Origin of the sequence: Aliiglaciecola sp. NS0011-25 (assembly GCF_040370605.1) — a bacterium.
Taxonomy (GTDB): domain Bacteria; phylum Pseudomonadota; class Gammaproteobacteria; order Enterobacterales; family Alteromonadaceae; genus Aliiglaciecola; species Aliiglaciecola lipolytica_A.
Genome location: NZ_BAABWR010000018.1, coordinates 28,601 through 48,124 on the forward strand (window position 1 = coordinate 28,601; position 19,524 = coordinate 48,124).

A 19,524-nucleotide genomic window follows, 5' to 3' on the forward strand; every position below is an offset into this window, starting at 1 on the left:
TAGAGACCTAGCGCCGCCGATTTTTATTGCACACTTATTCCAAATAATTGGAAATTTAGTCATATATATGAAAAATAATTATGCCTTAGGTTGCCCTATAAGAGACTAATTTCCTAATCCCATTGGCAAATACCCATTTATAAATTGGCGTTATACAAAATCCAATTGCCGTTATTGGTCTCTAAAAATCCACTACTTAGCGTGAAAGCTATATTGAATTTAAAAAACCTGAAAGAAAAATTAGAAAACTCGGTCTGATGTTATTCCTGTTCTCAGGTCGATGGCAGTAGAGGGGGCTTAAATCTTACCTACGCCAATAACTGCGTCGATAAAAGACGTTTAACAATATCAAAATCAACTGTGCTACTAAGGAATTTAAATGAGTGAAGTACTTCCTAACGAAATTCGGAGCCGCTTACAGTGGTCTCTTTTATCACTAAGACTAGGGGTTTTCCTCGTCATGTTTGTTTGGACATTAGATAAATTTGTCAATCCAGGACACAGTATCAAAATTTTTGAGCATTTTTATTCTATACCGGGGATGGGAGAAACTATGGCTTATGTGCTAGGCGCATTACAGCTTATTTTAGTGTTCGCTTTTTTAGCCGGTGTGAAAAAACGTTTGACGTACGGACTTATTTTCTTACTCCATGGCGGCTCAACTTTATCTGCAATGGGTCAGTATTTTGATGCCTTCAATAACTTATTGTTTTTTGCTGCATGGCCTATGTGGGCAGCGTGTTTCGCCCTTTATTTACTGCGCTCAGAAGATACTAAGTTTACCCTCGCCAAATTATCATAATAACGCAATATTTTTTGATTCAAGTAAAGTCGCTACTCCAGCGACTTTATTTTAATTTAGTTGTGTCGTTGCCAAAACAGCTATGTAATAAAAGTTCGCTTGGATGAGGCCCTTTGCCGGCAGCTTGATAAATTAAACCTGACATTTTTTTGCCGTCAGATTCAAAGATTAATTCTTTACAGCTCGCTGCATCATTACTAAGTGACTTTGCATAAGTGAGGTGGGACAAAGCTCAATAAAACTAACATGCAGAGCAGAGGTGTTTGTGTAAAGTGTTTCATGAACTTCCCTTGTTGATATTGAAGTGGCCAATATCATATGCTGGATAATAACGAATTATCTTATTCAATATTTACACATATTAGAATGAACCAAAAAACAATTGATCGCGGCTATTGTCTTGATTGTGATAAGTTGATGGCGTTGGCTAATGTGAGTTTCAAAGAATCCCATTCACATCTACTTAGAAAGTTGAGGCTCTGGCTGACTTTGATTACGGCCGTTTTGTTTGGCAAGATAGAGTTGTTTATCAGCTCGACTAATTAACATTTCCAAATTGTCCTCAGCTGCTGGAACCATAGATGCGTAGCCCACACTTAAAGTAATATACGGATGGTCCTGTAGATCATCGCGCGGAATGTTTTCTGTAATTACTGCTTGGCGAATTTTTTCTGCTATTTCCCACGCGCCTTTTTCATCAGTTTGCGGCAATACCAATATAAATTCTTCGCCACCGTAACGGGCAAGTAAGTCGGTAGGACGTTGAATTTGCTTTAGAATACAAGTTGCCACTCGAATCAGAGCGGCATCACCCTGTTGATGACCATAGTTATCGTTGAACGCTTTAAACTGATCAACATCACATAAAATAATTGCCAAAGGGGTTTGTTGACGCAACGCCAAGGCCCATTGAAGTGCATAGGTTTCATCGAAAACTCTTCGATTAGCAATGCCGGTCAGGGGATCTCGCTGAGAAAGCGCGAGTAATCTTGCATTTGCGTTTTCTAGTTCTATGGTGCGTTCAGCCACCCGTTGTTCAAGCTCAGCTATCGATTGGAGTTGAGCTCCTGCCAAACGAGCTAAGCTTGCCGACAAGCCTCGAACTTCCGGTATAAAACTATGTTGAAAAGGCGCTTTTTGTAACTCACTCAAGGCTCCGTCTAGCGCCATATTACTGATATTTTCTATTGGTTTGGCAATCAGTTTAGTGAGTGCTGCTCCTAGCGCAACCATGGACAATAAGGTCACTATCATCAGAATAATCGTGTTTGAGGTCTTACCTTGAATCACTGAAATGGTCACATCAAGAGGTTGTAAAACAGCTAATTGCCATACTTTTCCATAACCTAGTTGAATATCTTTCAGCGTTAAAAGGTAATCGCGACCTTGTATCTCGATAAGTTGTTCTGAAGATTGGTAATGCTGATATGTCGCCAACTTTTTTAAAACAGTGCTAGGGTGGTTACTCAGCGTAAAACGTGTATTTTTTTGCGGATCGGCTAGCAAATAATGCTGGCTAGAAGAGGCAAGTAGAGTGCCGTCTTGTTCAAACAAGATGGCGATACTGTCGTTATTTAATTTGAGTTTATTTATATATTCATTTAGGCGCTCTAAGCTAAAGTCAACGGCGGCAACGGCAATTACCTCGCCTTGTTTATTGGTAACTGCTTGCGAGAAACTAATCGCGTATTTTTCCCCTTCGAGATACTGATAAACATTGCCCCAACAAGGTATTTTGGTTTGGGTTACCGCACAACGCATAAACGGCCGTAGTCGCGGGTCGTAGGGACCAATGTCTTTAGTCTGTTTATTTGGCAAGTCTTGATCATTTATTGAAAAGCCTTGCAGGTGGCCATCACTATTCAATATGTTTGTGGCAATTTCTAAGGAGTTGCTATTTAGAGGTGGTCTGGAGGCCGCGATGTAACGTCCATCATTAAAAGCTAAGGTAACAAAGTTAAGCTGATCAGACTGGCGTAATTGACTAAGTAGCCAAGGAGAATTGTGAATTGGTTTATCGCTGGAAAGAACCCCCTTTTTTAATGCTTGTGCATTATTTAATACCAAAGCAGGCATCATTTCTGTCATATTATTAATATAATTTTCGACATGTTGAGTAATTAATTCATTGAAGGCATGGGCCATTTCCAACGCAACTGCGCGATTATTGTTGTATGACACCGCAGCGAAAACAACAGTTGCAATGATAAGCAAACATGTAAAGGGCACTATGATTAAAATGCGTAACGGTAATGAGCGCGGTATTTTCATAAAAATTTTTATCTTTGTGCAACTAAGGTAAATCTAAAAGGTTGGCTATGATATGAATTCCCTGTATTTACGAATAAGTATGGGGATTCTCGACAGCATTAATTTTGTGCTCAATAATTATACTATTACTTAAGGGCAAATATGTTATGGGGTATTAAGTGTAAGTATGAATGCGGCGATTTTATCACTACATAAATAAGAATGGACAGCACAACATGGTTTTTATTAAATTAACAACAACGGAAACATGAACACAGTAAAAAAGCGTTTGCGGCTGATAAGAACTCCATACACGTTAACTTTCAACGTTAGGTACTTGTTTTTAATCCAGACAGAATAGCGAAATTCCAGACAAAGAATATTATACATTAGTTGAATAGCGTTGCTTTGCAACAGTACATTCGCTATTAAATAAATCGTTTGTTATCGACAATACATATATTTGAGGATCGATAATACGTATGACGGGTTTTGAGTTGATTGATGATGTTGTTGGGTTTCAATCACTAAATTAATCAATAAATTTAGTTTAAGCCTGCTCAAGTTTTTTTGCTGCTAACAGCATTTCTTATTAAGGGGAGCAGCAATAATATAAGCAAGCCTATATTTATCGCACCACTTCCAGAGCTTGTATCTGTTTCGACATCATCGGCATCCTGAGTTACCACTAATTCTAGCTTAGAGGCCGTTTGGTTGATGGAAATTTGTAAGCCTTGTTCGCTTAAATCAGCAACGACTAGGTTATCAAACTCACCTGAAATCTGTTCTGCCAACAGCAATTCGAAGGTGTCGCCACTATTTAAACTGAGGTTATCCGACAAGCTTACTTGCAGTGTTCCTGCCAACGTGGCAATTGCACCAACATCTATTGATGTATAACTTACTCCTCGTTCTGCTCCTTCAATTTCTATGTGAAGTGAACTATTTTCAGTTAAATTCATGTTGCCTTGAATGGTCAATAGGCTTGGCTCATCAGCTAACTGTATATCGCCATTAAAAGTGACGGTGCCATCACCTTGAATCGTTTCTTTACCTATAAAACTCGAGAGAAAATGTAAATTACTTGCCCCATTAACGGTAATCATGCCTTCGTTGGTCGTCTCAGCGGATATCGTCAACGATTGATTTGCTAATACCTCTATTAGACCTTCATTTAACACCGCTGAATCTAAGCTGCCTTGTCCAAAAATGCTTGAACCAAAATGCACTGTCAAACCTTCAGTCACGCTCAAAATACTATCTTGCAGGGTAAGATGAACACTGCCGGCACTGCCACCTAAAGTAAGTGATTTGATTGTTGTGTCGGCAATGGGACCTAGCATGTCGATATTTTGCTCAGGATTGATAATCACATCGGTAAATTGGTCAGGCAAGCCTCCAAAATGCCAACGTGACACATCATCCCAGTCTCCTTCTTGTGCATCGGTTCGCCAACCAAAATCCGGTGTCCAAGCAAGAATCCCTTGATGACCATCCTCATATCTTACTTTGTATGCCACTGTACCTGTATCGCTTAAACCATTCGCTGGACCAACAGGATTATTATTAAAAAAAATCTCACTGATAACTTTACCGTTATGTTCTCGTCCTTCACGTTCTATGGTTTCATAATGAATACCATCAGTGATAATCAAAATATCTTCGGTGCGTAAATAAGGGCCTTCATCATCGAACACTTCTTCTAAAGCTAAATCGGCCTGAAATACCACTAAGCCATTATTGTTTATTGCCGGATCTTTAAAGTTTCGCAAAGTGCCGTCTTCATAGCTCATGTGTTTTCTTGCTATTTCGATCACCTCTGTTTCTGATGCTCTAAACACTCCGTCAATTTGCGAAGTTTCTGTTAATAAATCGACGATTAGCGCAAATTGCCCTAAATCGTTCAAAGCGGCACGTGGTTTAGCTGAAAAGCGGCTGAGTAAGTCGCCGTATGTGGCAGTGCCATCGGGGGTTGTTTGCCCTTTTAGTAAAATCATTTTGGTTGATAAGGTGTCGGCTAAGAATAATCCTGAGCCGTTGGCTAAACCGTTTTCATCTCGTAACAACGCCTTAAAGCCTATTTGCTGATGATTATTAATGCGAGCATCATATAATTCAGAAAAATAGCGATTTTCTATTTCACCGGTGGGAGCTATGTCACCTTCATGGACAACAAGGGAGTAGCTGGTGCCGGAAACTTTATATAAACCTGAATTGTTATAATCGTCTTCTGAGTCATTTAAACCAGAAAATACTCCGTCGCCATAATCGTTAGTTTGTAGCCCGGCAGGGTGGGTTAAAACCCCACCATTTGCGGGATCACCTTTACGGACAAGTTCGACAATTGAGTTGTCGTTAAAACGTTTAAAGTACGCTGTATTGTCTAGTGTGTCATTTTCAGTGTTGTTTAATGCGGAAAAAAATATGACGTTATTGTTGCTACTAATCCCAGCTAAACTAGCGATATTAAATTCACGGTATTCTCCATTAGATGATGGGACAGTAGCGCCTGCCTCGGCAACAAGAACAAAGGCGTTTACTGATTCAACAGCAATAATTGAGTTACCCAGGTCGTTAGAACCCGGCACCAAAGGTAACACCAAGGCCAAATTCGTAAAATCGCCAGCTGCTGAGTGATTTGGAGCTGGCGTATTGGTAATTTTAAAAGCGCTCGAAATATACAGATCGTTGAGATGAAACGAGCGATCAGCAACGGTCAGAAATTGATTTTCTCTTACAACCTCTTCAAGCGTCAGCACCACTGGACCAAGGGGTCGGGGCACAAACATTCGATAAATTCCAGTATCATCGTTTTCACCTTCGCTGGTATTAATTAAACGACTAGTAAATACCACCTCGTTGAAAGAATTAATTGTCGCACCTAAAAAGATATTAAATTGGCCATTATCCCCTGGCACAGTCTGTTCGGTTTGCGCAATTGTCTGTGTGGAACTTGCTAAACTAGATTGGCTTAGCATGATGCTCAAAAGGCTGGCTATACTGAATATCGAACAAGCTTGATGTTTAAAATTCCATTTCTGCATAATTTTATCTAACGTGATATTGGCTTACTTAAAAGTGTAATAGATAGCTGCGTGTATTGATTGAATGTATCCACGGATTTTTAGTATTCCCAACACTCAATTTTCAATTTTCACTACGCAGTTTAGGGTAAGTTGAATCTAATCAAAGTGACTGGATATTGATTATGTGAGCAATAGAGTTACGAATCAGATACGCTAGCTGATTTTATTTGTCTATTGAACAGGCTTTATTTATCCTAAATCAATGTTAAATTTCCGCGCGATTAGGATTCATTGGACATTCTTTTTCTACCCCATTAGATTAAAACCATTGGCTAATATTTATGGATTATAATTAGTAAATCGGCGAACCTAAGGAGAGGGGGATGATCTATCAATTTAATAACTATCAATTAGATACTGAAAAAGTAGAACTCAGGTGCAGAGACGTTGTGATTGCCGTTGAGCCACAGGTATTCTGTTTACTACAAGTGTTAATCGAAAATCGCCATAGAGTTTTAAGTAAAGATCAACTTATTGACTTAATTTGGCAAGGTAAACCACTGTCAGACTCGGTGGTATCAAGCCGCATTAAATCTACCAGAAAGGCCATCGGTGATGATGGTTCCGCCCAAAAACTGATAAAAACAATACACGGTCGCGGATTTCGTTTTGTCGGGGATATTTCCACCTTAGATTTTCAAACTGAACTAGCGACTGATTCTGTAAAGCCACATCAGCAAGAAATAGACACTGCCTCCATTCAAGACCGTAAACCATCGATTATCGTGTTGCCCTTTACCTGTATTCAATCTTCAAATGAATTCGCCATATTGCCTGAAGGATTTGTAATCGACATCATTTTAGGTTTATCACGTTTGCGTTGGTTGAAAGTTATCTCCAGAGCAAGTTCATTTCAATTTAGTTCCGATGTTCAAAGTGACACCATAGTTTCACATACGGGGGCAAAATATTGTCTTTCAGGTTGCATAGAAAGGGTGAACAAAAAACTGACGTTGACCATAGAGCTGAGTAATTTGCTAAGCCAAGACGTGATTTGGATTGAGCGAATAGAAGGCAAGCTAGATGATATTCATCAAATGCGTACAGATATTGTCAATAAAGCAGTGGCAACATTAGAAGTACAAATATCGACTAATGAAGCGCAAATTGCACAACTTTCACCGATTGAAAATTTGGATGCTTGGGCGGCGTATCATTTAGGCATGGCTCACCTCTATCGTTTTACCCAGCTAGATAATGAGAAAGCCATTAGCTTGTTTACTCGGGCAATTAAATTAGAACCTATGTTCTCTAGGGCTTACGCAGGTTTGTCGAGTTGTCAGTATCAAAATGTATTTAATCGATATTCTGGATGCGATCCAGTTCTTGAAGCCGTTGAGGCGAAAAGAAGTGCGCAGCGAAGCATTGAACTTGATCCTCTAGATGCATTTGCTAATTTTGCCATGGGCCGTTGTTTTTGGTTGAGTGAGGGGCCTGAAGATAGTTTGCCTTGGCTAGAACGTTCGCTTTCAATTAACCCCAATTTTGCGCAAGCGTATTATTCCCATGGCTTAGCTTCTGTGATGTCTAATAATGCTAACGATGCAAAGCAAGATGCTTCCCAAGCTATAGAGCTCAGCCCATTAGATCCGTTTTTATATGGATTTTATGGTGTTAGGGCATTCTCATATATTTCTTCTGGAGATTATGAAAATGCGCGAATCTGGGCTAATCATGCGGTTAGGCAACCCGGCGCTTTATTTTTGATGGATATTTTAGCAACTGTAGCTAACTCGTTAGCTGGACATGAAAAAGAAGCCGCTTTCTGGGCAGCTAGAGCCAAAAAGAAAAGGCCAGATCTGGCCCATGATTATTTTTTTAGGGTACTTCCATTTACCCAAGGAGTCACTCGCGAACGGATAAATCAGGCACTGAACAAGCATAACCTATAAAATGTTAATTGCGATGAATTCCCTCAACATGCTGCATAATTGCTTGGTTGACTGCAGCCGGATTTTGGATAGGCCCCATATGCCCTAAACCATTTAACTTAAGCAGAGAAGCATTTGGCAGTTTCCCCGCCAGTAGATGACTCATGTGTTTTGCTATCTCCACTGTTTTATCACCAAATATCAGTCTTACAGGACCTGAGTAAGGTTGATATTCAGAAGGATATTCAACTTCAAATAAGCCATCTTTAAAGTCTTGGGCGGTAATTGTTGCATATTGAGCAAGCTGTTGTTGAGCTTCACTTCGTAACCTTTGCCAATGTTCCTTACCCATCCAAAAGTTAATGAATAATGCCATGGCCTGCAAATGTGAGGCCTTGGAAACCTTGGTTGCCAGTGTCTGTATTTCATTTAACAATTGAACCCCCTTTTGATCTGTTGCTTGGCGAAATACGTCAAGTGATGTTGGTTCATAGACTGTGACACTCAAACACTTACTGGGGAAGATTTCAGCTAGTCGCAACGCGAGTGCACCACCAAACGAATGCCCTACTAAATGGACAGGGTGATTTAACTGAATAAAGTCGTTCAACATAGGTTGCAAACGGGCCGTCAACCCCACACTAGGTGGGCTGAACTGACAGCCGTAACCCGGTAGATTAGGCGAGATAACCTCACGATAGCCAGAATACGCTTTTCGCAAGGACTGCCACTGCTGTCCTGTGCTCGCCGTCCCATGCAGCGCAATAATGGGACGGGAGTTAAGGTTTTTGGGAATTTTAGTTTTCGCCATTTTTACTGTTTAATCCGGACGATTTGCTTGAATAACAATATTAAATGGCGTGTCAGCGATTTTTTTCACATTCACAAAACCGGCTTCTTCAAGGACTTCTGACAAACGTTTTTGGCCAGCTTGCGCACCTAAAGCCAGCCCAACATCTTGAGAAAGTGAACAGGGAGTGCACACTGCCGTTGATGCGGCGTAGTACAAGCGACTGACTGGATTAATATTTTCTTCTACAGCATCACCTGCAGCCGGTTCAACTAACAACAAACTGGCCCCAGGTTTTAGTGATTTTAATGCGTGTTGAGCCGCGCCAACAGGGTCACCCATATCATGTAAACAATCCATGAAACAAATCAAATCAAACCCGATTGATGGATATGACTGAGCATCGATAGTTTCAAAAAACGTATTGGACTGAGCAGGCTCAGATGAAGCTCTATCCGTTGCTGTTTTGATAGATTCCAAATGGTTATCAAAGCCATAGAACTTCGATTGACGAAATGCATTCGCCATGACTATTGTTGATGCACCATGGCCACAGCCAACATCAGCAACCAAAGCACCTTCTTGCAACTTGGTAATGACGCCATCCATTGCCGACAACCAATCATTTATTAAAAAAGACTTATAACCTGGTCGGAAAAGTGATTCGCTGCCACAGAATAAACGATGATGATGAGCACCCCATGAAATGCCTTCACCTGTTTTAAATACATTTTTAAGTAAGTCTTCGTCATGCCAAAGAGACGCTGCAACTTCAAGGGCAGGTACTAAAAAAACAGGACTCTCAGGGTCTGCGAGAACTGGTACATGTGCATCGGGAAGTTGATAGGTTTTATTCGTCTTGTCATAAACAATATATTGTCCAGCCACTTGGTTATTAAGCCACTCCCGAACATAACGTTCTGCCAATCCAAGTTTTTCTGAAAGGCTTATGGAAGTATATGGCCCTGAGTAAGCCATAGCTTCATATAATCCCAATTTATGACCTAAACTTGTCATTACACCCGACAAAGTGGCGCTCACATCGGTAACCACTTGACCTGCAAATTCTTCAGTAGTTTGCATTTTTGCTTTCCTTATTTGGTTAAGTTAAAAATTTTATTGTGTTGAAATCACCTAACTAGATTAGGTTAATGGCAATTGGCAAACTTGAAGATCAGCTGATCATTTTATGAAGAATCGATGGAAAGGGCAGTTAACAGTGTTTTGGGGTTGATAAACAGTATAAATACTGTTGAACACAGCTTCAGCTTTAGTACTAAGAGGTTATACTGAAATTATCCGCTATGTAGATATTAAGGTGCCAAACAATGGACTATCTAATCTGGTTCGGAATTATTTTTTGCTTGGTACAATCGGCTATTTTTTCAGGTTTAAACCTTGCCTACTTTAGCATCAGTCGTTTGCGTCTTGAGATTGAGGTAGCTAACGGTAATACCGCTGCGGCAACAATTTTGTGCTTACGTAAAGATTCCAATTTTTTGCTAACAACGATTCTGTGGGGGAATGTTGGTATCAACGTATTGCTAACACTTCTGTCTAATTCTGTGATGGCAGGTCTTGTCGCCTTTCTGTTTAGCACTGTTGTCATTACAATTGGGGGAGAAATAGCACCGCAGGCGTATTTTTCCAGAAATGCATTACGAATGGCATCGATGTTGACGCCCGTTTTACGTGTTTACCAGTTCGTTTTATATATTATTGCTAAGCCAAGCGCGTTGATTCTTGATTTATGGCTCGGTAAAGAAAGTGTTCAGTACTTTCGTGAACGTGAACTGCGTCAATTATTGCATAAACATATTGATGCAGAGGATTCAGACGTTGATGTTATCGAAGGAATTGGCGCACTTAATTTTCTTGCCCTTGATGATGTGCCGGTATCTGAAGAAGGGGAAGTGCTATCTGAACAAAGTATTATTTGTGCTGATATTGTCGAGCATAAGCCTGTTTTTTTCGCAGGTGACCTCGCTCCTGAACTGATGCAAAAACAGTTTGCCCATAAATTGTCATCCATTGCACATCAGTGGATTGTGGTCACCAATAGTGATAACTATCCTGTTTTTGTACTTGATTCCGATGCCTATTTACGCAGTGTATTTTGTGCGGATGGCAAGGTAATTGACCCATTTTTGTATTGTTATAAACCGGTGATTCTAAAAGATCCTAAAACACGGCTTGGTGCGGTACTAACATTAATGAAAGCCGAAGAAGATCTACACTCAGATGCGCCCCTTAAGCAAGATCTTATACTTCTTTGGGCAGATCAAAAGAGAATAGTGACAGGTGCTGACATTTTAGGACGACTGCTCAAAGGTATCGGACTTTACGACTCTCTCGATTTACAACAGCAAAAAGCAATGTGATTGTCACTCGTCGGCCTGTTTATTTGACTCATTTTGTGTTTTTTAATGATCAAATAACAATTATAAAGAAGCTAGAACCATATTGTTTACCAAAGGCTAGGATCAACACGATAGAACAATCTTAATTGTTGATAAAGCTTTGGATGTTCATGCTTAAGTTGCTTGGATTTTTCAAAAAACACTTCGCTTGCCACTGCAAAAAATTCGGCGGGATTGGTGGCCCCATAGTAATCAAAAATTGAATGGGTTCCAGTTTTAGCATGCTGTTTCAATTGTTCAAATTGATCAGAAAAAACATCGGCCCAACTTGCATAATTTTGATCTTTACCTAAAATTGGCGCGCCGTCGGCTAAACCGTCCTCTTGGTCTAGTTGATGTGCAAATTCATGAATCACCACATTGTGGCCATCATCAGGTAAATATGCTCCATCAAGGGTATCTTGCCACGACAATACAATTTTCCCAAATCCCCAAGATTCTCCGGACATAGCGACATTTTGAGTGAAGTGCACGCCGTCTGAACTTCTACTTTGCTGTTGTTTAGCGAAAGCACTTGGATAGACTAAAATAGTTCGCAGTTTCGGATAATAGTCAGTTTTCCGGTTGAGTAAAAGTAAACAGGCTTGGGCAGCAATAGTAACTCTAATTTCATCGGTAATAACAACACCATTGCAACCGACAAAGTTTTTTTCCGATAAAAACACTTGGATGTGCTGTTTTAGCTGCAATTGTAAGTCCGCAGGCATTTTTCTGAAATAGGGCATTCGTTGCTGCAGGACTTTTCGCCATGCCTTTGGGAATGGCACACGATTCATTCTTTTTCGTTTGAATTCACGCCAATAGGGTTTGCCTATGATGAAGGCAATGATTACAGCACCGACTAACAACGGTAATAAAATAGGCAGCATGAGTATCTTTTAAAAATCGTATTGATTGTTAAATAGGTATTAGCTAAGCGCTTTTCAAGCATTGACTAAACTTCTATTCTTTTCAAAACCTGAGGTGACGGTATATTGTGAGACTTTTTATTGAATAGTTTTTTTGACTGACAGGCTCGCGCTTAATTCATTTAGACATAAATTTTAAATCTATTTTTGCAATGTGGTTCTTCGCGGTGTCAGTGAGTTCCAAGGTATTTTAATAAAACCTAATGGTGCCATTATCATTGCTTAAAACAAACAGCATTAAAAAGGCCAAACAATTTTCACCTTGTTTGGCCTTAGAGCAGTTCGCGTTTATTAGGTGGACTATTACGCGGGTTGTAACTTTAAGACGTTATCTATATCTTCAGCATTGTGACGGTTTTCAAGCTGTTCCCAAGCTTCCCCCCAGTTACGATTTACAATACGGCCACGCTGAACGGAAGGGCGCGTTAACATAGCCTTTGCCCAACGTTGTACGTGCTTATAATCGTCGACTTGTAGGAAATCTTTGGCATCGTAGAGGTTGCCTAATACAAGATTGCCATACCAAGGCCAAGTCGCTATATCGGCAATACTTAATTCATCTCCAGCGAGAAACTCATTGTTTGCGAGTTGTTTATCTAACACATCTAATTGTCGTTTGATTTCCATCGTAAAACGATTGATCGGATATTCGTATCTCTCTGGAGCATAGCTATAGAAATGTCCAAAACCGCCACCTAAATAGGGCGCAGAGCCATGCAACCATAATAACCAATTCATCACATGGGTACGTTTAACAATTTCTTTAGGCAGTAAAACGTCAAATTTTTCTGCTAAGTACACTAAAATGGAAGCTGATTCAAAAATTGGCAAGGCTTCATCATAGGAGTGATCTACCAACACTGGTATTTTGGAGTTAGGGTTGAGTGCCACAAAACCAGATGAAAATTGATCACCCTCACCGATCTTGATCATATGCGCATCGTATTCGGCATCTTTGCCTAATGCTAACAACTCTTCCAACATGATAGTGATTTTTTGACCATTGGGTGTACCCATTGAGTATAGCTGTAATGGATGTTTACCAAGGGGCAGTGCTTTTTCGTGTGTCGCGCCTGACACTGGGCGATTGATACTTGCCCATTTACCGCCACTTTCAGCATCATGAGTCCAAATGTCCGGTGGTGTGTATTGTTTGTCCATTGTCATCACTCCTATCGTGAAATCTACTATTTTAAATTACGCTTTTTTAGACCAAGCAAATTTTTCAAAAGGTTTGTCTACTGGCGTGCTTGCGATATGGTTAGTGTAATTACTAATCACTTTTTGAGACAAAGCCAATATAATTTCTAACACTTGCTGTTCACCGTAACCCGCGGCGTAGAATTTGTCTAAATCTGCTTGAGATACAATTCCACGATTACGCACAATGGTGATGGTTGTATCAAACAACGCTTGTAACTTAGCAGTAGGCATAGGTTCTTGATTACGCAAAGCTTCAGTTAAAACAGATGATACTTTCATTGAGTTTGCAATAAAGGTGTGGGCAGGTACGCAATAGCTACAACCGTGCTCTACATTAATAGCCTGCCAAACAACAGTCAGTTCTTCAGCATCAAAAGAAGTGTCCATGAATAATTGATGTAAACGCTGGTAAGCCTCTAGTGTTTGCGGAGAACTTGCTAATACAGCGTGCAGGTTAGGCAACATGCCAAATCCTTTTACCGAATTTTCCAATAATGGTTTACTGTCTGCTGGCGCGGATTCAATTGTATGGATAGTTAATGTAGTCATGTTATTTCCTTCAATTATGGTTAATTTTAGTGCTCATTCATCTCAGCTTTAGTGATTAAATGAATGCTAATCTAGAATGTTTCTACCTATCAGTACTTTTTGTACCGATTGGTACAATTCAATTGGTTTGCATTGTACCGACCGGTACGATAAAGTCAACACAGATTCGTAGATTGTTTATTTATGGGTTTTACCTTGTAGTCCTAAATAGATTTAAGTGGCTAAATCATTCACTAAAAAACTGGCAGGAAAGAATGAAAATTAATATCGCATTTGATGTTTACGGTACTTTGATAGACACCCAAGGTGTGCTGGATTTACTAACTGATTTGGTTGGAAATCAAGCTCAGATATTTTCTGATACTTGGCGATCGAAGCAATTAGAGTATTCATTTAGACGAGGACTGATGCAGCGTTATGTGCACTTTTCTGTTTGTACCAAAGATGCATTGAATTTCACTTGTGATTCATTGAAAGTCAGTTTGACAGAAACCCAAAAACAGCAACTTTTAGATAGTTATAGTTTTTTACCAGCGTTCAGTGATGTTGAAACTGCATTACCCAAATTGGCCCAAAAATATCGATTAATTGCATTTTCCAATGGTGAGTCAAATTCGGTTCATGGGCTGCTTAACAATGCCAATATTTCCGATTATTTCAGCGAGGTGGTAACTGCCGATGAAATAAATACCTTTAAACCCAATCCAGCAATATACCAACATTTATTAGATAGAATTGACGCTAAATCTGAGTGTACGTGGTTAATCTCAAGCAATCCATTTGACGTAATAGGAGCTAAATCACATGGTCTAAAGGCAGCGTGGGTAAAACGCAGTGAAAGTGCGGTCTTTGACCCTTGGGGAATTGAACCTGACGTTGAAATAAACCACCTAGATGAATTAATGGGTCGCTTAGACTTATCTGATTAATGCAGACCTATTCCCGTAAGAATGTTATCTATTGAGCGTTCAAGCTCTGCCTTGCTGATGCCTGAACGTGCCATTGAAGCTGTTCCTTTTAACATTGTATACAGGCTAAGACTGTTGGTGTGTGCACTGTGATTTAAACCTAATTTGATGGCTTCTGGATCGTTGTTAAACAAATCAGTGTAAAGTTGCATTGGCATTGCTTCGGCTTCAATCAGGATTTGTTCTGCCTCTTTAGGGATCACGCCACTTACCAATTCAGATTGGCATAACACTAAATAGCAACCCTTGGCCTGTTCGGAACTGCACTGCATATCCACAATAGACATCATGTGGTTTTTAAGTCGTTGTTTCAGCGGAATACCTTCCTCAAATAATAGTTTGAGGTGTGTTTTCATCTTCGTTTCAATATAACGTTGAGTGGTTTTGACGAACAATGATTCCTTATTGCCAAATGCACGATACATGCTTGGTTTGCTGATGCCCATACTATCAATTAAGTCCATTAGTGATGCACCAACGTAACCTTTTTGCCAAAAAACATGCATGGCGGCATCTAGCGCTTTGTCAGCGTCAAATTCTCGTTTACGACCGCTTGTCATGATAACCACCTAGGAAAATTATTGGAGGCTTATTATACCACTCGGTACGGAAAATTGAAGAGTTAAACAACATTAGTGATTATTAAGGGGATTATTAGCCTAATCTATAAGAATAAATTGCTCCCTCAGTTATCAAGTCTAATAGACTTTTTGCTGAACTTGTCGATTAACCTAAGATCGTGAAAATCTTACAAAGGTTGTCTAATAATCGACAGAAATAACCTGCTTGTGATTCTCTGCTAGCTGTTATTGTTTCTCCAACCCATTGTTTTTACTAGGATAGGCAGAACGTTTTGTTTTGGTATGGCTGTTGCACCTTCATGCTTTTATTCGGCAGAGCTTCTGTGTTAACGGCGGAATCTTTGTTTGATAATTAGACAAAGTAATTGGAGGAAATATGTCAAACAATACAATGTTAAACACCAAAACACTTGCCATTATTGCAACTGATGGTTTTGAACAAAGTGAATTGCTAGACCCCAAAAACGAGCTCGAAGCAAGGGGAGCAATAACCCACGTCATTTCAATTAACGGTAATCAGACAATACGCGGGTGGAACGAAAAAGATTGGGGCGAAACGATTAAAGTCGACAAACAAATTGAGCAAGCCAATCTTGAAGACTATGACGCAGTTATTATTCCGGGCGGGCAAATCAATCCAGATATTCTTCGTACCGATGCTAAAGTCGTTGATTTCATTAAATCAGCCAATGATGAAATTCAAATTAAGGCAATTGCTGCTATTTGCCACGGACCTTGGCTACTGGCTGAGGCTGATATTATTAAAGGCAAAAAAGTCACTTCTTATCCCAGCATTAAAACCGATCTAAAAAATGCACAAGCAAACTGGCAAGATGGCAAGGTTGTGGTGGATGGTAAACTAATCACCAGTCGAAACCCGAATGATATCCCTGCTTTCATCGAAGCGATTACTGAACAATTAGTAAGTTAAGGTTGACTGAAATTAAGGAGTAACTGTATGAGCGAAGAAAAAGTGGTATTGATTACCGGAGCGTCTAGTGGCATCGGTGCTGCAACCACTGAAAAAGTGGTTAAAGCTGGTCATAAGGCAGTGATAACCGCGCGAAGTATCGATAAATTAAATGATATTGCTGAAAACTTGGGAAAAGAACGAGTTTTGCCTGTTAAAGCCGATGTCACTAATCTTTCAGAAATTGAAGTTGTGGTTTCCCAAGCAATTGAAAAATTTGGTCGCTTAGATGTGGTTTTTGCCAATGCAGGCACTGGCTCTAAGGCCGCGGGCATTGAAAAAGGCGATCCACAGGACTGGAAAACAATGTTGGATGTAAATATTAATGCCTTATTATTTACAGCCAAAACAAGTTTACCTTATTTACGAAAAACTCAAGGACACTTTATCATTACTAGTTCGATTGCAGGTAAAATCACCCTCAAAGGCTCAGTATACGGTGCTTCTAAATGGTTTGCTTACGGATTTGGGCAAAATCTAGCGGCGGAAATGGCTGAATGGAACGGGCGCTGTACGACTATTTGCCCAGGTATGGTTAATACGCCATTCTTTGATGAAGCCAAGCCTGATAAATTAGCTCCTAGTGATGTTGCAGATGCGGTACTTTATGCTATTTCAGCAAACCCCCGTTGTGACATAAGAGAAGTTTGCTTGATGCCAACCAAGTAAAAAAAAGGTAGCCCAAGGGGGCTACCTTTTTTATGATCAAATGAGACGAATTAATTGCCCTGAAACGAAGTAATATCCAAGGTTACATCACAGGCTAATAATTTTGATATCGGGCAGTTTAACTTTGCCTCAACCGCCGCCTTTTCAAAATCTGCTCCGCTCATGCCAGGTACTTGAGCATCTAAAGTTATTTCTGATTTGGTGACAGAAAATCCGTCATCGTCTTTTACTAAGGTGATAGCGGCCTTAGTTTCCAATCTACCTTTCTTGTATCCTTGTTCTGATAACCCCATAGAAAGTGCCATGGTGAAGCATGATGCGTGGGCCGCTGCGATCTGTTCTTCTGGATTAGTACCGTTCTTATCCTCAAATCGAGTATTAAATCCGTAGGGATGATCATGTAAAGCACCTGATTCCATTGAAACGTGGCCTTTACCGTCTTTTCCAAGCCCGTCGTATTTTGCTGTAGCCCATTTAACAATCGCCATCTAATTCTCCTTAATTGGTGTTTATTTATGATTTCCTCATAAGCGTTTTTGCACTCAGTATCTTTATACTGGTGTGACACCCATAGAACTAAGCAAGCCTTATTCCAGTTAATGGATAGCGATATATAAGGGGGCACGGGCATTTTTCTGTTAATTACCTGCAATATATTCACGACATAGAGTAAAAGTTGCAGAAACTGTGTTTAGTTTGTGCCATGGGTTGTCAGTCAGCTTTTATCGTGTCTCAGTTCGCTGCTAAGTCCTCACATTCTTATGAGGCAATTTCAAATAAATAATCGATTAGACTAGGGTTTTTAAATTGGCTTGCTAGTGATTTTTTACGCCTTCATTTCTGACGCTTAGCGGTATGTTTAGTAATAAAAAATCTAGGTAATTTGTTAATTGTTGAAAAGAATCGTAACTATTAAGGTGAAATATAACGTGAAATTTAATGTTTATTTATTTTCCAAGATCAGGTAGCTTGACGTATTGAGAACATCTGATTTTGCTTGATAAAAATAATAAGGATAAATATATGCAACAATTTAACATGACGATAAATGGGAAAAGCTACACATCTGGGAAGACTTTCGATGTTATTAACCCTGCTTTAGGCGTGCCGTTTGCAACTTGTGCTTTAGGCGATGAAAGCACAGTTAATGAGGCTGTTGTTGCAGCAAAAAATGCGTTTCCTAGTTGGAGTCAGCTACCAGAAGAAGCCAGAATTGAAAAAATGAATGCTTTGGTTGGCTTACTTGAAAGTCATATGCCGGAAATTATGGCATTGATTACGCAGGAAAATGGCAAGCCGTTTAATGGTTTTGGTGGGATAGGATCAGGCATGGAAGTGGGTGGTTCTATGGCCTGGATTCAAGCTACCTGCAGTTTTTCTTCGCCGCTGCAAGTGATACAAGATAATGACGAGGCCAGAATCGAAGTACATAGAAAACCATTAGGTGTAGTGGCATCCATCACACCGTGGAACTGGCCATTACTGATCGCTATTTGGCATGTGATCCCTGCGTTAAAAACCGGTAATACGGTGATAATCAAACCCTCACCTCTAACGCCTGTTGCTACTATGCGATTTGTGGAATTAGCCAATACGGTTTTGCCGCCGGGTGTGCTCAACGTTATTACCGGTGATGCAGATGTTGGCAATGCCATTTCAGCTCATCCAGACATCAATAAAATAGTATTCACTGGTTCTACACCTACAGGTAAAAAAATAATGAGTTTAGCTTCTAGCAACCTAAAGCGTTTAACGCTGGAATTAGGGGGCAATGACGCCGGTATTGTTTTACCTGACGTGGATGTTAACGCTATTGCGCATAACTTGTTTTTGTCCTGTTTCCATAATAATGGTCAAACCTGTGCCTGTCTAAAACGTCTATATGTGCATGAATCTATTTACGAAGATGTTTGCAATGCACTAGTTGAGCTGGCTAATAAGGTGAAAGTTGGTAACGGCATGGAAGAAGGGATTGAATTTGGTCCTGTACAAAATAAAGCACAATTAGATAAAGTGATTGAGCTTACCGAAGATGCCATTGCCAATGGCGCCACACTTTTGGCTGGTGGCAAGGTAAGAGAAGGAGAGGGGTACTTTTTCCCACCTACCATTATTGCTGATATATCTAATGGTTCTCGTTTAGTTGATGAAGAACAATTTGGACCAGTGATCCCCGTTATTAAGTATTCAAATATTGATGAGGCGATCAAAATGGCCAACGATAATCAATTTGGTCTTGGTGGCTCAATTTGGTCATCTGACACTGAATTAGCCCATTCTCTTGCATCACGCTTGGAGACTGGTTCGGTATGGATTAACGAACACGGCAACGTTCAACCTGATGCTCCTTTTGGTGGTGTCAAACAATCGGGTCTTGGAGTTGAATTTGGCCAGCTGGGGCTAGAAGAGTACACATCAGTGCAAACCATAAAAGTGAGTAAACTCTAGGCATCGCCT

At 40.1% G+C, this 19,524-nt stretch carries 16 protein-coding genes; 7 read left to right on the top strand and 9 right to left on the bottom strand.

Annotation, left to right across the window (positions count from 1 at the left end; all coding sequences use genetic code 11):
• Positions 1-379: 379 nt before the first annotated feature.
• Positions 380-802 carry a hypothetical protein gene (locus ABWV72_RS15555; RefSeq protein ID WP_303500168.1) on the top strand — a complete coding sequence of 141 codons (423 nt, stop codon included), beginning with the start codon at positions 380-382 and terminating at the stop codon, positions 800-802.
• 459 nt (positions 803-1,261) lie between these two features.
• On the opposite strand, the gene ABWV72_RS15560 is transcribed toward ABWV72_RS15555, so the two are convergent.
• Positions 1,262-3,073, bottom strand: a complete 1,812-nt coding sequence (locus ABWV72_RS15560) for a sensor domain-containing diguanylate cyclase (protein WP_353371600.1) — start codon at positions 3,071-3,073, stop codon at positions 1,262-1,264.
• Between the two features lie 539 nt (positions 3,074-3,612).
• Complete coding sequence (locus tag ABWV72_RS15565; protein WP_353371602.1) at positions 3,613-6,096, bottom strand: DUF7453 family protein; 2,484 nt, start codon at positions 6,094-6,096, stop codon at positions 3,613-3,615.
• A 365-nt stretch (positions 6,097-6,461) separates the two neighbouring features.
• On the opposite strand from ABWV72_RS15565, the gene ABWV72_RS15570 reads away from it, so the two are divergent.
• Positions 6,462-8,030, top strand: a complete 1,569-nt coding sequence (locus ABWV72_RS15570; protein ID WP_353371604.1) for a winged helix-turn-helix domain-containing tetratricopeptide repeat protein — start codon at positions 6,462-6,464, stop codon at positions 8,028-8,030.
• Between the two features lie 4 nt (positions 8,031-8,034).
• Here ABWV72_RS15570 and ABWV72_RS15575 read toward each other — a convergent pair whose 3' ends face one another.
• Both ABWV72_RS15575 and ABWV72_RS15580 read right to left on the bottom strand, forming a co-directional pair.
• On the bottom strand, positions 8,035-8,820 hold the full coding sequence (locus ABWV72_RS15575; protein ID WP_353371606.1) for an alpha/beta fold hydrolase: 786 nt from the start codon (positions 8,818-8,820) through the stop codon (positions 8,035-8,037).
• Positions 8,821-8,829: 9 nt separating this feature from the next.
• Entirely contained in the window at positions 8,830-9,882 is a 1,053-nt protein-coding gene (locus ABWV72_RS15580; protein WP_342807534.1) for a class I SAM-dependent methyltransferase, read from the bottom strand.
• Between the two features lie 245 nt (positions 9,883-10,127).
• On the opposite strand from ABWV72_RS15580, the gene ABWV72_RS15585 reads away from it, so the two are divergent.
• The gene (locus ABWV72_RS15585; protein WP_216050368.1) at positions 10,128-11,180 is read left to right on the top strand and encodes a DUF21 domain-containing protein; all 1,053 of its coding nucleotides are present in this window, start codon (positions 10,128-10,130) and stop codon (positions 11,178-11,180) included.
• Positions 11,181-11,266: 86 nt separating this feature from the next.
• Here the strand turns inward: ABWV72_RS15585 and ABWV72_RS15590 are convergent, their stop codons facing one another.
• From ABWV72_RS15590 to ABWV72_RS15600, 3 genes are all read right to left on the bottom strand, one after another.
• On the bottom strand, positions 11,267-12,088 hold the full coding sequence (locus tag ABWV72_RS15590) for a M90 family metallopeptidase (protein ID WP_216050369.1): 822 nt from the start codon (positions 12,086-12,088) through the stop codon (positions 11,267-11,269).
• Positions 12,089-12,430: 342 nt separating this feature from the next.
• Entirely contained in the window at positions 12,431-13,288 is an 858-nt protein-coding gene (gene yghU / locus ABWV72_RS15595; protein WP_353371609.1) for a glutathione-dependent disulfide-bond oxidoreductase, read from the bottom strand.
• Between the two features lie 36 nt (positions 13,289-13,324).
• Positions 13,325-13,879, bottom strand: a complete 555-nt coding sequence (locus tag ABWV72_RS15600) for a carboxymuconolactone decarboxylase family protein (RefSeq protein ID WP_303500160.1) — start codon at positions 13,877-13,879, stop codon at positions 13,325-13,327.
• Between the two features lie 254 nt (positions 13,880-14,133).
• Here ABWV72_RS15600 and ABWV72_RS15605 point away from each other — a divergent pair, with 254 nt between their 5' ends.
• Complete coding sequence (locus tag ABWV72_RS15605) at positions 14,134-14,808, top strand: haloacid dehalogenase type II (protein ID WP_342807540.1); 675 nt, start codon at positions 14,134-14,136, stop codon at positions 14,806-14,808.
• On the opposite strand, the gene ABWV72_RS15610 is transcribed toward ABWV72_RS15605, so the two are convergent.
• Positions 14,805-15,407 carry a TetR/AcrR family transcriptional regulator gene (locus tag ABWV72_RS15610; RefSeq protein ID WP_303500158.1) on the bottom strand — a complete coding sequence of 201 codons (603 nt, stop codon included), beginning with the start codon at positions 15,405-15,407 and terminating at the stop codon, positions 14,805-14,807. The two genes, ABWV72_RS15605 and ABWV72_RS15610, sit on opposite strands and share 4 nt — an antisense overlap.
• Positions 15,408-15,804: 397 nt before the next feature.
• Between ABWV72_RS15610 and ABWV72_RS15615 the strand changes: the two genes are divergently transcribed.
• Both ABWV72_RS15615 and ABWV72_RS15620 read left to right on the top strand, forming a co-directional pair.
• Positions 15,805-16,359: a DJ-1/PfpI/YhbO family deglycase/protease gene (locus ABWV72_RS15615; RefSeq protein WP_216050376.1), complete on the top strand. Its 555-nt coding sequence runs from the start codon at positions 15,805-15,807 to the stop codon at positions 16,357-16,359.
• A gap of 27 nt (positions 16,360-16,386) precedes the next feature.
• Positions 16,387-17,067: an SDR family oxidoreductase gene (locus tag ABWV72_RS15620; protein WP_353371613.1), complete on the top strand. Its 681-nt coding sequence runs from the start codon at positions 16,387-16,389 to the stop codon at positions 17,065-17,067.
• Between the two features lie 50 nt (positions 17,068-17,117).
• Here the strand turns inward: ABWV72_RS15620 and ABWV72_RS15625 are convergent, their stop codons facing one another.
• Positions 17,118-17,555 (bottom strand): OsmC family protein, encoded by a 438-nt coding sequence (locus tag ABWV72_RS15625; RefSeq protein WP_342807545.1) that lies wholly within the window; start codon positions 17,553-17,555, stop codon positions 17,118-17,120.
• Between the two features lie 535 nt (positions 17,556-18,090).
• Between ABWV72_RS15625 and ABWV72_RS15630 the strand changes: the two genes are divergently transcribed.
• Positions 18,091-19,515, top strand: coding sequence for an aldehyde dehydrogenase family protein (locus ABWV72_RS15630; RefSeq protein ID WP_342807547.1), 1,425 nt, complete (start codon positions 18,091-18,093; stop codon positions 19,513-19,515).
• Positions 19,516-19,524: the final 9 nt, after the last annotated feature.

Coding starts and splice junctions, on each gene's coding strand:
- ABWV72_RS15555 (WP_303500168.1), top strand. CDS start 380: ATGAGTGAAGTACTTCCTAACGAAATTCGGAGCCGCTTACAGTGGTCT.
- ABWV72_RS15560 (WP_353371600.1), bottom strand. CDS start 3,073: ATGAAAATACCGCGCTCATTACCGTTACGCATTTTAATCATAGTGCCC.
- ABWV72_RS15565 (WP_353371602.1), bottom strand. CDS start 6,096: ATGCAGAAATGGAATTTTAAACATCAAGCTTGTTCGATATTCAGTATA.
- ABWV72_RS15570 (WP_353371604.1), top strand. CDS start 6,462: ATGATCTATCAATTTAATAACTATCAATTAGATACTGAAAAAGTAGAA.
- ABWV72_RS15575 (WP_353371606.1), bottom strand. CDS start 8,820: ATGGCGAAAACTAAAATTCCCAAAAACCTTAACTCCCGTCCCATTATT.
- ABWV72_RS15580 (WP_342807534.1), bottom strand. CDS start 9,882: ATGCAAACTACTGAAGAATTTGCAGGTCAAGTGGTTACCGATGTGAGC.
- ABWV72_RS15585 (WP_216050368.1), top strand. CDS start 10,128: ATGGACTATCTAATCTGGTTCGGAATTATTTTTTGCTTGGTACAATCG.
- ABWV72_RS15590 (WP_216050369.1), bottom strand. CDS start 12,088: ATGCTGCCTATTTTATTACCGTTGTTAGTCGGTGCTGTAATCATTGCC.
- yghU (WP_353371609.1), bottom strand. CDS start 13,288: ATGGACAAACAATACACACCACCGGACATTTGGACTCATGATGCTGAA.
- ABWV72_RS15600 (WP_303500160.1), bottom strand. CDS start 13,879: ATGACTACATTAACTATCCATACAATTGAATCCGCGCCAGCAGACAGT.
- ABWV72_RS15605 (WP_342807540.1), top strand. CDS start 14,134: ATGAAAATTAATATCGCATTTGATGTTTACGGTACTTTGATAGACACC.
- ABWV72_RS15610 (WP_303500158.1), bottom strand. CDS start 15,407: ATGACAAGCGGTCGTAAACGAGAATTTGACGCTGACAAAGCGCTAGAT.
- ABWV72_RS15615 (WP_216050376.1), top strand. CDS start 15,805: ATGTCAAACAATACAATGTTAAACACCAAAACACTTGCCATTATTGCA.
- ABWV72_RS15620 (WP_353371613.1), top strand. CDS start 16,387: ATGAGCGAAGAAAAAGTGGTATTGATTACCGGAGCGTCTAGTGGCATC.
- ABWV72_RS15625 (WP_342807545.1), bottom strand. CDS start 17,555: ATGGCGATTGTTAAATGGGCTACAGCAAAATACGACGGGCTTGGAAAA.
- ABWV72_RS15630 (WP_342807547.1), top strand. CDS start 18,091: ATGCAACAATTTAACATGACGATAAATGGGAAAAGCTACACATCTGGG.